Genomic DNA, 12587 nt, shown 5'->3' with positions numbered 1-12587 from the left:
TTTATGGCAGCTGAAACAACGAAATACCGCAAACAAGCTCTTGCTCTTTACGGGGAGGGGCTGAGTTACAGGCAGGTGGAAGACGCTTTGAAGCGCGAATACGGGCGACTGGTCGTTGACTACACAACTGTCTGGCGCTGGGTCAAAGCCTCGAAAACAAAAACTAAGGAGGTGGTCGCGTGACAAACGCAGAACACCTGATCGCGCCTACTACCGAAGCCGATCGCATCCTCGCACAACTCCGCACCTGGAGCCAGCACGACCCTGAGTTTTGCCGCCTCGAGCGCACCAATTTTAGTGGTGGGCATGACATTGACGTGCGGGTAGGTGATACCTGGTTCACCATTTGGGCCACGACCCTTGGTGCCATCTCCAGCAGTGGGTTAGCGATGCTGCTGTCAGCATTGATGAGTGCGATCGCGGTCAAAGGATTGCGGCTGGCACTCGACTACTATCCAGACGATAAGTCGTATACGGCTGTTTTGTTCCTAGCAGCCGACGACATTCGCACCCTTGATCGGGGATGGGATGGGGATCGAACTGAAGCGGCGATCGTACTCCTCACTGCGTACCTAGCTGCCATTGAGACAGAGACGACAACGGTAGCAGGAGGTGTGCAGTGAACGCAGCCTTTGAGGTTTTAACCTCGTCTAAATCAAACGAGTGGTATACACCACCTGAAATCATTGCACTTGCCCGTACTGTGATGGGCAGCATCGAGCTAGACCCGGCCTCTAACATTGTTGCTCAAGAATGGATTCAGGCCGATCGGTATTTCACTGAACAGACAAACGGTTTAGCGCAATCCTGGACGGCAAAAACAATCTGGCTCAATCCGCCATATGGCAATATTGGTAGTCGGTTCTGCACCAAATTGTTAGCCGATTGGAAACGAGGCGATTTTGAACAGGCGATCGCGCTTGTGCGTGGTGACAGTGCAGCAATGGAAGCACTGTTTGATCATGCCTACCACTGCCGTAGCAAACGCATTCGGTTTGTACCATCAGCTGCATTACTAGCCCAGAAGCAGAGTGAGGCTAAAGCTAAAGGCACGACTTGGAACAACTCACCTGTTCCAGGATCAACAATTTTCTATTTAGGTTCAAATTATCAACGCTTTGCCGAAGTCTTTGCTCAGCAGGGAAAGATTTTTGCGCCTGCGTTACTGCTTTAACAGCAAAAAGCGATCGCTGCCCCCGCAAACGATCGCTCCAGCGTTCCCCTACCAGAGAGAACTTATGACTAGAACCACTGTACCACGCAAATCTCGGCGCAAATGTCGGGAACCAGTTTTAGACCGTCCGTTTGAGGCCATCAAAGCCCAAGTCGCCGCTATTGTCGCACAACGCCCTGGTATTGATGTCATGCGATTGGCTGTGGCTTGTCGGCTACCGATCGTGGGTCGCCGTCGCCTGGGTGTGCACACCCTCAAAGCGTTTGAGCAGTTAAAGGTAGAGGGTGTGATCAACCTGGTAGAGCCATGCGTGCTTTACCCACAGATGCGGGTGTTTCCGGCTGGTTATCAGCCCAAACCACGGCCTGTCGATCGGGTCTATGCGCCTTACCGATCGTGGGTTGACCCCAGTTTTAAGGGTGCTCCACGGTCTGACCGCCTACCGAACGGTCGCGAACGTGTGAGTAGACGCGCTCATTGGGATGAAGTAAACCGTCAACGTTTTGGAGAAGCGGGGCATGGATGAAAGTACTGGTTGGAGAACAGCGGCGCGATCGACACAGCAACTCAGCACACAACAGCAGGAATGGAAGCGTCTAGCGAAGGAATGCCGTCGCCATGTGCCCAGTAGTCGCAGTGAGGACGAGCTGTGGTACTGGTTTAAGCGGGCCGAAGCGTATGAAGCAAAGTTGGTTGAGGAGGAAGCAGCGTGACTAAGTTCTCTGGCGCTGAATGGCTTACCTATTACCGTGACGATTTAAGCGAGTTTGGCAAGCTCGTTGCAGACATTTTAGGGCAGGCGTTTCGAGGTCTTTACCATCAGCAAAGTGCCGTTGCCAACAAAAAAGTTGATTGGAGTAGCGATCGCTGGATTGAAATTGTCTTCTATGGCACCCTATCCACCTATGACGACGATGGTCTCACTTTGCTTGTACTGCTCTGCCATCGCTATGGTGTGCGACTTGAAATCAGTGGTGCAAGTAGTCGTTATCTGCGCCTGTGTTTCAGCCCTCGGAAAGTTGGGGATACAGGGCCTTTTTATGCAAGACACCTCACGATCGAGCAGCAAATCGAAAGACTAGAGCCAATTGTTGGATCTCTAGCAAAGGCGGAGGCAGCAGCATGACAACTACTCAAGCACTCATCAAACTGACCAAGCTCAACGTCTGCATCGGTCTTAAAGTCCGCACCATACCTCGCGCTTGCAGCCCAAGGCAGAGGCAGCGAGAAGGGGTAATCAGGTCGCTGCCCTACCTGAAGCCTGCTGATGTCCTCAAGCTAGGCGGCAAAGCGCAGTACTACATCGACATCGAGTTTGGCGCACGACTGGAGACGGTGCATTTTCAATACTTGGAGATTGTAGGCGAGGAGGTAGAAGCGTGACTTTTGAAGAGGCTATCAATCTTTTAGCGCTGGAATCACCCTTTACCTTGATTCAGCTTAAGGATGCTTACAGGCGAATGATCCGGCAGTGGCACCCAGACTTAAACCCTCAACGCTTACAAAAAGCAACCGAGGTCGCGCAAGATCTTAATGCCGCTTACGACTTGCTAGAAGCCGTTGCCAGCGTAGAGGCGGACAACGGGCAAAAGTGGAGTGATTACCTTGCTCAGAAACTACCAAGGTGGGAGCGCGAATTTAAACAAGGGTGGCAAGGTGCATACCATCGCACCTGCTTGAGTGACGCTTTCCCTGGGTTGCATTTGCACACGTTTATCCACACTTTCAGGCGATCACGGATCGAACCGCGTCCTGAATGGTTTCGAGGGGTGTTGTTTGCCGATCGAGGCAACGATCGCACGCACTACCGCGAACACCTGCTCAAGATTGCACCTAACCGCACCATGCGCGAAGAGTGGGCACGAAAGTATTTCACGCTGGAGTTTGGCGAATCAAGTTGGGTCTTTTACTTGCCCAGCAGCCGTTTTGAGCTAACGGCAGGAGTAACGCGATGACAGTCTCCCTACTGATTGAAGTGCCAGAGCATCTTCACGACTCGCTGAGGGCGTTTCTGGCGTTACGACCTGGCTACGACACCGATCGGGTCTTTGCCGCTGCCTTGGCATTGTTTCTGTTGCAGAACCGCACTGGCGATGTGGGGGAGTCGAGGGCGGCAGCGCGGGTGTATTTAGATGCGTTGTTTAAGCGATCGGCGGGAGGGGAGGCATGACCCACACTCCTCTCTCTTCCGTTCCCGCTCTAGTCTGGCATTACTGTCAGCAACACAACTACAGCGAACCTTTCTTCAATCACCTTTCACGTGAATGGTATGCCTTCTCAGGTAAGGATGTGCTGCCGATCGCGCTACCATTGCCCACTGCCAAAGCAAAGGGCGTGCAAACAGCGCTGCGCGGTTGTTGGCTCAAAATCACGTTGCAGCACGGCGGTGTACTGACCTATCGCTTGGAAGAAGCCTACATCGTCAGCGCTGTCTGGGAGCCGTGCCCGCTTTTCTGCCAACAGAATCCAGGTGTTGTGCTGCAAATCGGCACTGACCTGCTGGAGCTGGGTGATGGCGTTGAGCCTGGCTCTGTCTGGTTTCGCTTTCACGCCAACCACGCTTTTATGATCCCGCCACACTGGCATGTTTTTCAGGACAACGAACCTGGGTCGATCGTGAAAGCGGTGGTGGTGGCGGTTGAGTATCAGGAGGTAGAGGCATGAAACTCACCTACTACCCCACCTACCCCCCGTTCCATCTCAAGCTGCTGCGACTGGCAGTGCTCTGGCAAAGAGAGCAAGCGGCTCAATCTCCCGTTCAGCGGAGGCAATGATGAGCTTGGCCCTGTTAACAGCAATTTCTCTGAGCTTCACTGTCAAGTCAATGTTTGACCTCGTTGCTGCTACCAAAAGCGCGATCACTACTTACAAGAAATGCCGCCAACTTGAACGCGAACTAGACCTGGAAACGCAGAAAGAAACCCTTGAAACGCTCTATCGCAAGTCCTGATGATGCCTAAACGTTACTCAAAACCCATGCTCAAGCTCTTGCACAGATTAGCTGACTTCTTGGCAAGGCACGATCGCCTGCGTGTCATCCTCGACGACCAAAGCGGGTCGGTCTACCTGGAACGCTACTTCTTGCTGTTTCAGGGTCGTAAAGATGGGCAAAACAGCAGCAACATTCAAGAACCACCTTTTAATCTACTGCTGCATCACATCTGTCGATCAGACCACGATCGCGCCCTCCATGACCATCCCTGGCACTGGGCCTCGCTGCTTCTGACGGGTGGCTATTGGGAGTACACACCTGAAGGTAAATTTTGGCGTGGTGCTGGTTCGTTCCGAATGCGATCAGCTGAAGCGTTGCATCGGTTGGAGCTAGACCCAGAGAGAGCGGGTGGTGAAACCTGGACCCTGTTTTTCACGGGCAAGCGGCGACGTGATTGGGGTTTTGTGCAGAACGGGGTTTGGACGCAGTGGCAGGAGTATCTCGATCGAGCTTCTAGGTCCAGCCCTTAAAAAGAATCCTCCCATCTGGTGACACAGAGGGAGGACTAGGCGATCGCTGGGTCACAAACAGGCTAGTCCAGCGTTTCAACATCAGGATTGACCGCCAAAAACGCCAGCCATAAGCCTCGAAAGCCCAGACGATCAATGCCCAGCAAGTCCATGCCGCATCCCTCAGTGATCCGTCCGTGAGCATAGGCAAACAAAACGCACTCGCGCAATGCATCCGCTTTAATCCCCTGCTTCTGTTCTTCAGTGAGTCTAAACATGTTTATATTCTCTCCCTATTCAAATTGCGATCGCACTCTTGAAACGACGGGCGATCGCACACTCTCTGAAACGTCTGTGCGTCGCCTTCCTAATCAAGCCGCTGATTTATCTGAACTTGAGAAAGCTTCCGCAAGATCTTCCAACGAACAATTAAGTAACTGGCAAAGCTTAAGCATTTGCGGAGGATTCAACTTGGGTTTAGAAACCCCTGTCTCCCAGTTGCTCACTGTCTGGTCACTCACACCGATCTCGGCACCAAATTCGCGCTGGTTTTTACCAGTTCTTTCCCGAAACACCTTCACAAATTCACCCCCTGAAAGCTTCATTACATCCCTATTCTACAACAGATTTCCCAGTTTTCTTGTAATTCCCCAGTTTTCTTGTAATAATAGAGGAGGGCAAGCGAAAGCAAGCCTATTGACAAGAGCCAGCGCTGACAGTTTCCGAGGCTTCCAGCGCTGGTCTTCTACCACAAGCCGTTACAAGCAACTTACGGATATTACAAATGATAACAGCAGCAACGACGACTCAAGAGCCGATCGCGCCATCCCCACAAACCGAGGCACTCCAATCTTTAGCCGTAGCCCAACGTGCGGACGAGGCGCTACGAGTTTACCGACAGGTGGCAGCGCAGCAAGTGATCGAGACGCAGCGCGTACCAGAGAAGACAACCCCGCAGACGTTTTACATCACAGCGATTCATCTCGATCGACCTGTCGATCAAATCGAGCGCTTAATGATCCTCATGGAAAACGAATGGGAAGACGAGGATGCTCTTGTGAATCTCGTCACCAATGCACCAGGTTTTTTGGAAGTGATGCAGGCTGTACGTCAGCATCCAGAGTTCCAGAGCAAGCGCTGGTGCTTTCGGGAAAGTTGGGGGGAAGACGAGTCCCCGTTTTAGTTAATCAAGTTTTGCAGTGTTCGTTTTGCGACGAATGGGCGACTTAGCCATCGCCCTTTTCTCTTCTCATCCAGGTTGAAGCGGCTGAAACCTTAAACCTGCCGTACAACGACATCGCCTACGGGCAACGTTCTACTCACAACACTCACAACAGGAACCTCATATGGGCTTTTTACCCGCTGTTGAATCTCGCCCCGTCCGCACCTCTGGTGGTGGCAACTACTTCCGTCCTCAGGACGGCAAGAACAAAGTACGCATTCTTTCGGATGCCACAGTTGGCTATGTGTACTGGAATAACCAGAACAAACCCGTCCGCTCCATGGAGCATCCTGGCAACCCAACCGATATTCGCCTGAGCGACAAGACTGGCAAGCCAGAGAGCATCAAATACTTCTGGGCGATGGTCGTCTGGGACTATGCCAAAGAGCAACTTGCGATCTGGGAGATTACACAAGTCTCTGTCCAGGATCAGCTAGAAGCTTTTTACGACAATGACGAGTGGGGGCATCCCAACGGTTACGACATCACAATTAGCCGTTCTGGTAATGGTATGGACACAAAGTACACCGTACAGCCATCACCCGCTAAACCTGCTGCCAAAGACACCATCACAGCTTACAAGGAAGCTGCTATCAACCTTGAGGCTCTACTGACTGGCGACAACCCGTTTGATGATGGTACCCCTGCACCTGCGTCAGCACCAGGCCATCCGGACTGGGACACCTTCCAAACCATGTTGAACAAGGCTGCTCACGTAGACGAGTTTGATGAGGCACGAGAGTGGATTCTGAAGCCGCGCCGTCTGGAGAAGATTGCCACACTTTTTGGCTCTGTAGAAGCTGCAAAAGAGCAGGTAGAAAAGATTACAGAAGCAGCAAAAGATGCCATACCTTTCTGAATCACTTCCCTAGACCCTCTTAATTCTATTTAACGGAGCGGTCGAGAGTCTCACCTCTCGATCCGCTCCTAACCATTCCCCACGCATAGATACCTGAAAATGGCTAACCAAAGCGTCGCAACAAACTGTCCCATTGACAAGGGGCAAGCAATCGCCCATCTGAGATCACTGGGGTACCAAGACGGAGATTTTGTGTTTCTGCGCTTGTTTTCTAAGAACAAACTGGAGAAAGGGATTAACCGTAGTGAAATCATGCCTGACTTGGATTGGTCTGCCTTAGAGGCTTACCAGGCTGAAGGTAAGAGTATCTATTTTGTGGTGAATGGCGGCGGTCATAAAGACGACGAGATTAAGAGTGGTCGTGCTGTCTTCTACGAACACGATGATCTGGAGCGGGAGGCTAGTAAGGTACTGTGGCAATCTTTACAGTTACCTGAGCCAACCATCCAAGTTGATACTAGCAATCGGTCAGTTTACTCTTTCTGGCTATTGGAAGAACCCTGTTACCCAGAGGCCTGGAAGGTTTTACAAACAGACCTATTGGAGTATGCGAACGCCGATCGCAAACTTAAGAACCCCAGTCGGGTGATGCGTCTAGCTGGCTGCTGGCACCCAGAAGCAGGACAAGTGCAGATTGTCAGTCAGAGCAACAGTGATTACAGCTATGACATGCTCAGGCAAGCTGTACCACAGATACAGCTTGACAGCACGGATACGCAAATTTCAATGCGCTGGCACACGTTTGAAGAACGTTGTACAGTACCGCTGGCTGAGAGCATACCGTTAGAGTTGTGCCTTAGTCATGAGAACCGCAGCCTGATTGCGCGGGGTGTAGGTGAGGGTGTACGGAATGACCGAGGGTTTGCGTTAGCAGCAAACCTCATTGGTACCGCCAATTATCTGCAAGCACTTGGACAACGGTTTGACGACGACCCTCGGTCAATGTTTGAGGCATACTGCGATTGCTGTCATCCAACGATTGAGGCAGCAGAAAGAGAAACAATCTGGCGTTCCGCGAGTCAAAAAAGTCGCTCCACCTCTCTCCCTCCCGACGCGATCGAGGGTTGCATCAAAGGGTATGCTTGGCGACTCTATAAAGAGGCTGTCACTCGTAGTCAGCAACGGTCTGTCCTGGAATTGCCGGATGACGATGCTGCTGAATCACTGAACAACCAAAAAGAGTTGTTACAGGAACTGGCTTATTACTCAAAGGATCGGCTGGATCTTCACAAGGTCTACCCAAATTACCTGGCTGATGCTCTCACACAACAGGCTTTAGCCTTACCCATTGCCCCCGAATGTTTGCACCAAGTGTTTATGGCGGTGTGTGCTGGCATTGTCGGTACCCGTGCTGATATTCGAGTGCATCAAGGGTGGACAGAACCTTGCGTTTTGTGGACAGGCTTTGTGGGTGAACCAGGGTTTAAGAAATCGCCTGCCATGAAGGTGATTCGTAAACCCTTGGTGAAGTTGCAGGTGCAAGCCCGTGAAGAGTTTGAAGCTCGTAAAGAAGAGTATGAGATCAACAAACGGCAGTGGGACGGTAAGAAGAGGGAGGAACGCGCAGAAGCTGACGCTTCTGAGGTACCCAAACAACCGAATCAGCGGCACTACTACCTGGAAGACACTACTCTTGATGCTGCTATTGCTTTGCACGCTCAAGAGGAATCAGCCACTGGGTTTAGCTTGCTCTACGACGAGTTAGCAGAATTGTTTGATGGACTAGACCAGTACAAGTCTGGTGGCAAAGGCAATGACCGTAAAAAGTTGTTGCGCTTGTGGAATGGCGGCGACCTGAAGACAGACCGCAAGACTGAGAATGCCAGTGTCTTTGTACCCAAGTCGGCAGTCTCTTTGTCTGGAGCCATCCAAACCTCTGTCCTGGAACAACAGATGGGTAACAAAGAAGATAGTGATGGCATGTGGGGTCGTATCCTTTGGAGCAATCCACCCTACATCAGGGCTGACCATCGCAGCACTCCTACAGACATCAGTGCACTACTAGAGGACGTTTACACAAAGCTTGACCACTTAGCGTCAGACCGCATGTTTCGACTTTCTCCAGAAGCGCAAAAACTCTTTTACAAGTTTGAGTCCTGGGTGGAAGACCAACGGGAGTACTGTTCCGCCGCTTTTAAGAATGCCCTTGCCAAGATGATTGGTTACTCCGCCCGCATTGCACTACTGCTGCATTGCCTCGATATTGCCCTGGGTGAATGCCCAGATGATGACCGGGTGCCCGCTAAAACCATGCAACGGAGTCTCTACCTCTGTCAGTACTACATCCAACAGGTCAAATTACTACACGCCAAGACAATTCAGACTGACCTCCCTCCCGAATTACTCAAGATTGTGGAACTCAGCCAGCGCATTGGCGAAGTCAGCGATCGGGAGATTCTTCGCAAACGCTATGCCGAATCGGCTGAGGATGCAAGAGACAAAATTAGGCAACTTATTGAACTTGGCTTAGGCGAACTGTCACACGGTGACAAAAAGTCATTGCGCTGGAAGTTTGTCACAGAAAAGGTAGATTTGTCACATTTGTCACAGGTTTTTGACGAATTTGTCACACCTTACAACACAACAGGGGAAGGCAATACAGACGAAAAAACCCTGTTTGTCACAAAAAATCAAAATTTTTCAAAACCTCCAGATACCGTTACAGAAGTTAACAAAGTGGAAGAGGTTTTAGAAAATAAAAAAATCTCTGAAAGTGTGACAGAACTACCTCAAGAGTATACCGGGCAAGCGTTAGAGGGTGTGACAAATGTTGTGACAGACGTGACAAACGCAGCACAACCAAAGCCACCCCCCCTTGTGCCAGTTCCTACCTTGAAGAAGGGTGATTTGGTTGCTTGGTTAACCCCGCCGGTGCATTTCAGGCGCGTCAATAACGAGGGGGTGCGGATCAAGGGTGTGATGGACGGAGAGGCGGAACTAGATATGTTTCCGCGACGGGTGCCATTGAGTGAATTGATGTTGTTTTCCGACTACTTGCAACAACAAGGAGAGACACCATGAGTTATCAAACAGCTCTCTTGCTTGAACCTGAAATTGCTTTAGATCCTTGTATTGTCACACCCTCAGATGTGCGCTGGGCGGACGCATTAACCGAGTGGCAACAGTCAAAAATGTTTGGGTTTGACATTGAGACCTTTGCTAGCAATGGTTCAGCCCTTGACCCTTGGCGAGGCGACATCAGACTCATTTCCATTGGGTTGACCAACGGCTTAAGTCTGTTGGTGGACTTGGGAGGGTTTATGGATGATTGCAACCTTTGCCGCCAGCGTCTGGATGCTACAGGGTTCTTACCTTTACTCGGTCAGATGTTGCGAGACCCAGATGTGCGTGTGGTGGGGCAGAACTTAAAGTTTGATCAATTGTGGGTCAAAGTTAAGTTTGGCTTTGATACGCGTTGTGTCCGCGATGTGATGTTGTTCAGTCAGTTGTATTGGGCAGGAGTACCCTACCGTCACAATCTCAAAGCAATCTGTGCACGGCTGGGTATTGAGGTGGACAAGGCTGAGCAAAAATCTGACTTTGGTGGAGCGCTTACAAACGCGCAACGTAATTATTCAGCAAAAGATTCTCTAGTCGTTCTCGATGTCTTCAGGCAACTGGGGAAGATGCTAGACAATGTCAACCTGAGTGGCCCTGCTCTAGCAGAAAGTGGTGCGAACCCTGCCTTTGTGCAAATGGAATATTACGGTTTTCCCGTTTGTATCGAAACTCTCAGAGATGTTTTACAGCAATATGAAGCTGCTTGTGGTGCTTTACTGCAGCCATTCAATGAAACATTTCCAGGTGTTAATCCTGACAGCCCGAAGCAAGTTAAACAAGCCATTCAAAAGACGTTGGGTATCACAGTTGAGAGCACAGACCAGGGGGGTCTTTCTCCCTATTGGGACAAACCCGCTCTGAAGTCTTTGAGCCTGTGGCGCACGATGACTACCTACATTGATTACATCAAGGGTTGTCAACGCGCTTATTCTGATGGCTCTGTACGCGGTAGTTTTCGGCAGTTAGGCCCAACGGGCTTTGGGCGTTCAACTTGCGGTGACAAAGCTAAAGATCAATTTCCTAATGTCAATTTGCAAAACCCTCCTAATCCCATCTCCATGCCAGATGAGATCAAGGCACTTAACTTACCTGAGGTACGTTCGTTCTTTAAAGTGCCTGAAGGTAAGGCACTCATTATTTCTGACTTGTCTGCTGCCCATGCTCGGATTGCTGCGGAGGCAAGTGGTGATAAGACATTGGTGGAAATTTACAACAGTGGTGATGATCCTGACTTTCACTCAGTCACAGCTAGTAAGCTTGCAAAGCTACAAGGGCTAGATTGGTCAGCAGAGTATATCAAGCAGACTCGTAAGGATAAGACATCCCCCGATCGCCAACGGGCAGACCAGTTAAGACAGGTAGCAAAACCTGTGTTCTACGGACGGTTGAATGGTGCAGGGCCATCAACATTACAGCGTACAGCTAAGACAGATGCTGGCATTGACCTTTCTGAAGATGTTGCCAAGTTAGCAGTGAAAGCTTGGGATACTGCCTACGCAGGACTGCGCCGTTATCAACTAGACATTGTTGACCAGGCTAATAAAGTATGTGTCACTTTGCCAGGATTAAAAGACACATACAGTCTTGTCTATGGCTGGTCAGGGCGACGCATTCACATGCGGAAATTTAAATCTGATTTTCAACCATCTGCACCACCTTCTGTCAAATTGTCCGATGCCTGTTCTTTTGTCTGGACAAGCACTGAAGCGGATGTGATCAAACTGGCTATGAAAGGCATTCTTGACGGGTTTGATGCTCATCCAGAGTGGGGTGCGTACCTGTGCAATTGCGCTCACGACGAACTCGATGCTGTCTGTGACGAAGCTTATGCTCTCGCGGTCTCTCGCCTGATCTTGGTGGAGATGCAGGCAGCAATGAAAGTTTTTATCACTTCTATTCCAGTGGATGACCTTGGTAGCACACCGGAAAAGCAAGTTTGTAAAGCATGGTCAGACAAATAGGGGGCATATGCAGCAAAAACAAGAGCCGGATCGCTATACCGAGTTGGTGCATCTATTCAAGCGCTTACGTCCAGCATTGAGCAACATCTACCGCGACAATCTCAAAAATATTGTGGTACAGGAGTTAACCAAAGTTGTGGAAACAGCGGAAGCGTTTGCCAAACAAAACACCAGTAAACGAGCCGCAAGGGCGAGACGTTGACTACCTCGAAGGCAAAGCCGACAGACCCCATCCCCGTTAACGCACAGACGCGCTACTCGTCATCCTCCGTTACTTCCAACCCCTGATTCAAAAACTATGAGCACGATCGACCTTTCATCCCGCGCCTTCCGCTGCCATACCGCTCAGCAATTGGTAAGCTCTCCCAGTCTCCGCAGCAGCATCTTGGAGCACCTCTTTTGCCAACTTTCCCACCGCACCATGATTGCCTTGGGCAGTGCTAACCTTCGCTTTGCCTACGTCCCTGGCGTGCAACCGTTCCTGATTGTGCAGTACGAGCCAGGTCCCGCTACTATCTGCCAGCCTGCCTACTGGCAAGAGCTAGAGGAGTTGTGCTGGCAGGTTGTGTTCACGACAGGCATCACCAGCTTGCAGTTTGTGGGTAGCGATACCACCTGCCGCCGCTGGCTGGATGCTACTGGTCGCTGGGTGAGGGAGTCGTTGTGACCCAGCTTGCTATTCCCGACCCACCAAAGTCACGTCGCCAGAAAACCGCTCCCGACATTAAACCACCGCCCGCTCAATGCCCCGCTTGCAAAAGCCTCGATCGCTACCCCTCCGTCACCCAGATCGGCATCGAAGACTGGCGCTGCCAACAATGTCACCGCTTCCTCGCCTGGATTAAACACCCCATTTTTAACCGTTAAAAG

The 12587-nt window shown here is 50.9% G+C and carries 21 protein-coding genes; 19 read left to right on the top strand and 2 right to left on the bottom strand.

Translation table 11 applies throughout. The annotated features are described in order from the left end of the window. Positions 1-3 precede the first annotated feature (3 nt). The 12 genes from AC5JLP_RS23500 (at position 4) to AC5JLP_RS23445 (ending at position 4636) form a co-directional block, all read left to right on the top strand. A complete protein-coding gene (locus tag AC5JLP_RS23500) occupies positions 4-183 on the top strand; it encodes a hypothetical protein (protein ID WP_496070392.1) in 180 nt (59 codons plus the stop codon). Further along, complete coding sequence (locus tag AC5JLP_RS23495; RefSeq protein WP_496070391.1) at positions 180-623, top strand: hypothetical protein; 444 nt, start codon at positions 180-182, stop codon at positions 621-623. Before AC5JLP_RS23500 ends, AC5JLP_RS23495 begins: the two co-directional genes overlap by 4 nt. Beyond that, the gene (locus AC5JLP_RS23490) at positions 620-1174 is read left to right on the top strand and encodes a DNA N-6-adenine-methyltransferase (RefSeq protein ID WP_496070390.1); all 555 of its coding nucleotides are present in this window, start codon (positions 620-622) and stop codon (positions 1172-1174) included. Before AC5JLP_RS23495 ends, AC5JLP_RS23490 begins: the two co-directional genes overlap by 4 nt. A gap of 64 nt (positions 1175-1238) precedes the next feature. Continuing rightward, a complete protein-coding gene (locus tag AC5JLP_RS23485) occupies positions 1239-1700 on the top strand; it encodes a hypothetical protein (RefSeq protein WP_496070389.1) in 462 nt (153 codons plus the stop codon). Next, complete coding sequence (locus tag AC5JLP_RS23480; protein ID WP_496070388.1) at positions 1693-1887, top strand: hypothetical protein; 195 nt, start codon at positions 1693-1695, stop codon at positions 1885-1887. The genes AC5JLP_RS23485 and AC5JLP_RS23480 overlap by 8 nt, the downstream gene beginning before the upstream one ends. Beyond that, positions 1884-2300 carry a hypothetical protein gene (locus AC5JLP_RS23475; RefSeq protein ID WP_496070387.1) on the top strand — a complete coding sequence of 139 codons (417 nt, stop codon included), beginning with the start codon at positions 1884-1886 and terminating at the stop codon, positions 2298-2300. The genes AC5JLP_RS23480 and AC5JLP_RS23475 overlap by 4 nt, the downstream gene beginning before the upstream one ends. Continuing rightward, positions 2297-2557 carry a hypothetical protein gene (locus AC5JLP_RS23470; protein WP_496070386.1) on the top strand — a complete coding sequence of 87 codons (261 nt, stop codon included), beginning with the start codon at positions 2297-2299 and terminating at the stop codon, positions 2555-2557. Before AC5JLP_RS23475 ends, AC5JLP_RS23470 begins: the two co-directional genes overlap by 4 nt. Then, positions 2554-3129, top strand: a complete 576-nt coding sequence (locus AC5JLP_RS23465; RefSeq protein ID WP_496070385.1) for a J domain-containing protein — start codon at positions 2554-2556, stop codon at positions 3127-3129. Before AC5JLP_RS23470 ends, AC5JLP_RS23465 begins: the two co-directional genes overlap by 4 nt. Next, complete coding sequence (locus AC5JLP_RS23460; protein WP_496070384.1) at positions 3126-3344, top strand: DUF2811 domain-containing protein; 219 nt, start codon at positions 3126-3128, stop codon at positions 3342-3344. The genes AC5JLP_RS23465 and AC5JLP_RS23460 overlap by 4 nt, the downstream gene beginning before the upstream one ends. Beyond that, positions 3341-3838, top strand: coding sequence for a hypothetical protein (locus AC5JLP_RS23455; RefSeq protein ID WP_496070383.1), 498 nt, complete (start codon positions 3341-3343; stop codon positions 3836-3838). Before AC5JLP_RS23460 ends, AC5JLP_RS23455 begins: the two co-directional genes overlap by 4 nt. A gap of 160 nt (positions 3839-3998) precedes the next feature. Then, the gene (locus AC5JLP_RS23450; protein WP_496070382.1) at positions 3999-4124 is read left to right on the top strand and encodes a hypothetical protein; all 126 of its coding nucleotides are present in this window, start codon (positions 3999-4001) and stop codon (positions 4122-4124) included. A gap of 26 nt (positions 4125-4150) precedes the next feature. Further along, positions 4151-4636: a hypothetical protein gene (locus tag AC5JLP_RS23445; protein ID WP_496070381.1), complete on the top strand. Its 486-nt coding sequence runs from the start codon at positions 4151-4153 to the stop codon at positions 4634-4636. Between the two features lie 62 nt (positions 4637-4698). Here AC5JLP_RS23445 and AC5JLP_RS23440 read toward each other — a convergent pair whose 3' ends face one another. Both AC5JLP_RS23440 and AC5JLP_RS23435 read right to left on the bottom strand, forming a co-directional pair. Further along, complete coding sequence (locus tag AC5JLP_RS23440) at positions 4699-4893, bottom strand: hypothetical protein (RefSeq protein ID WP_496070380.1); 195 nt, start codon at positions 4891-4893, stop codon at positions 4699-4701. 93 nt (positions 4894-4986) lie between these two features. Further along, positions 4987-5220, bottom strand: coding sequence for a helix-turn-helix transcriptional regulator (locus AC5JLP_RS23435; protein ID WP_496070379.1), 234 nt, complete (start codon positions 5218-5220; stop codon positions 4987-4989). 179 nt (positions 5221-5399) lie between these two features. Here AC5JLP_RS23435 and AC5JLP_RS23430 point away from each other — a divergent pair, with 179 nt between their 5' ends. The 7 genes from AC5JLP_RS23430 to AC5JLP_RS23400 all read left to right on the top strand — a co-directional run bounded on the left by AC5JLP_RS23430 (position 5400) and on the right by AC5JLP_RS23400 (position 12584). Further along, positions 5400-5798: a PH domain-containing protein gene (locus AC5JLP_RS23430; protein WP_496070378.1), complete on the top strand. Its 399-nt coding sequence runs from the start codon at positions 5400-5402 to the stop codon at positions 5796-5798. Between the two features lie 163 nt (positions 5799-5961). Further along, positions 5962-6696, top strand: coding sequence for a hypothetical protein (locus AC5JLP_RS23425; protein ID WP_496070377.1), 735 nt, complete (start codon positions 5962-5964; stop codon positions 6694-6696). A 99-nt stretch (positions 6697-6795) separates the two neighbouring features. Continuing rightward, entirely contained in the window at positions 6796-9717 is a 2922-nt protein-coding gene (locus AC5JLP_RS23420; RefSeq protein ID WP_496070376.1) for a DUF3987 domain-containing protein, read from the top strand. After that, on the top strand, positions 9714-11717 hold the full coding sequence (locus tag AC5JLP_RS23415) for a DNA polymerase (protein WP_496070375.1): 2004 nt from the start codon (positions 9714-9716) through the stop codon (positions 11715-11717). The genes AC5JLP_RS23420 and AC5JLP_RS23415 overlap by 4 nt, the downstream gene beginning before the upstream one ends. Before the next feature lie 7 nt (positions 11718-11724). Next, positions 11725-11919 carry a hypothetical protein gene (locus tag AC5JLP_RS23410; protein ID WP_496070374.1) on the top strand — a complete coding sequence of 65 codons (195 nt, stop codon included), beginning with the start codon at positions 11725-11727 and terminating at the stop codon, positions 11917-11919. A 96-nt stretch (positions 11920-12015) separates the two neighbouring features. Continuing rightward, complete coding sequence (locus AC5JLP_RS23405) at positions 12016-12384, top strand: hypothetical protein (protein ID WP_496070373.1); 369 nt, start codon at positions 12016-12018, stop codon at positions 12382-12384. After that, positions 12381-12584 carry a hypothetical protein gene (locus AC5JLP_RS23400; protein WP_496070372.1) on the top strand — a complete coding sequence of 68 codons (204 nt, stop codon included), beginning with the start codon at positions 12381-12383 and terminating at the stop codon, positions 12582-12584. Before AC5JLP_RS23405 ends, AC5JLP_RS23400 begins: the two co-directional genes overlap by 4 nt. Positions 12585-12587 lie beyond the last annotated feature (3 nt).

The sequence above is a fragment of the Stenomitos rutilans genome (assembly GCF_059505485.1).
The sequence above is the reverse complement of the archived record's forward strand: the minus strand, read 5'-3'. Positions and strand labels throughout refer to the sequence as shown.

Bases quoted from the DNA above. Each gene is read 5' to 3' on its own strand.
- AC5JLP_RS23500 (WP_496070392.1), top strand. From the start codon at position 4: ATGGCAGCTGAAACAACGAAATACCGCAAACAAGCTCTTGCTCTTTAC.
- AC5JLP_RS23485 (WP_496070389.1), top strand. From the start codon at position 1,239: ATGACTAGAACCACTGTACCACGCAAATCTCGGCGCAAATGTCGGGAA.
- AC5JLP_RS23480 (WP_496070388.1), top strand. From the start codon at position 1,693: ATGGATGAAAGTACTGGTTGGAGAACAGCGGCGCGATCGACACAGCAA.
- AC5JLP_RS23470 (WP_496070386.1), top strand. From the start codon at position 2,297: ATGACAACTACTCAAGCACTCATCAAACTGACCAAGCTCAACGTCTGC.
- AC5JLP_RS23460 (WP_496070384.1), top strand. From the start codon at position 3,126: ATGACAGTCTCCCTACTGATTGAAGTGCCAGAGCATCTTCACGACTCG.
- AC5JLP_RS23455 (WP_496070383.1), top strand. From the start codon at position 3,341: ATGACCCACACTCCTCTCTCTTCCGTTCCCGCTCTAGTCTGGCATTAC.
- AC5JLP_RS23450 (WP_496070382.1), top strand. From the start codon at position 3,999: ATGTTTGACCTCGTTGCTGCTACCAAAAGCGCGATCACTACTTACAAG.
- AC5JLP_RS23445 (WP_496070381.1), top strand. From the start codon at position 4,151: ATGCTCAAGCTCTTGCACAGATTAGCTGACTTCTTGGCAAGGCACGAT.
- AC5JLP_RS23440 (WP_496070380.1), bottom strand. From the start codon at position 4,893: ATGTTTAGACTCACTGAAGAACAGAAGCAGGGGATTAAAGCGGATGCA.
- AC5JLP_RS23435 (WP_496070379.1), bottom strand. From the start codon at position 5,220: ATGAAGCTTTCAGGGGGTGAATTTGTGAAGGTGTTTCGGGAAAGAACT.
- AC5JLP_RS23430 (WP_496070378.1), top strand. From the start codon at position 5,400: ATGATAACAGCAGCAACGACGACTCAAGAGCCGATCGCGCCATCCCCA.
- AC5JLP_RS23425 (WP_496070377.1), top strand. From the start codon at position 5,962: ATGGGCTTTTTACCCGCTGTTGAATCTCGCCCCGTCCGCACCTCTGGT.
- AC5JLP_RS23420 (WP_496070376.1), top strand. From the start codon at position 6,796: ATGGCTAACCAAAGCGTCGCAACAAACTGTCCCATTGACAAGGGGCAA.
- AC5JLP_RS23415 (WP_496070375.1), top strand. From the start codon at position 9,714: ATGAGTTATCAAACAGCTCTCTTGCTTGAACCTGAAATTGCTTTAGAT.
- AC5JLP_RS23410 (WP_496070374.1), top strand. From the start codon at position 11,725: ATGCAGCAAAAACAAGAGCCGGATCGCTATACCGAGTTGGTGCATCTA.
- AC5JLP_RS23405 (WP_496070373.1), top strand. From the start codon at position 12,016: ATGAGCACGATCGACCTTTCATCCCGCGCCTTCCGCTGCCATACCGCT.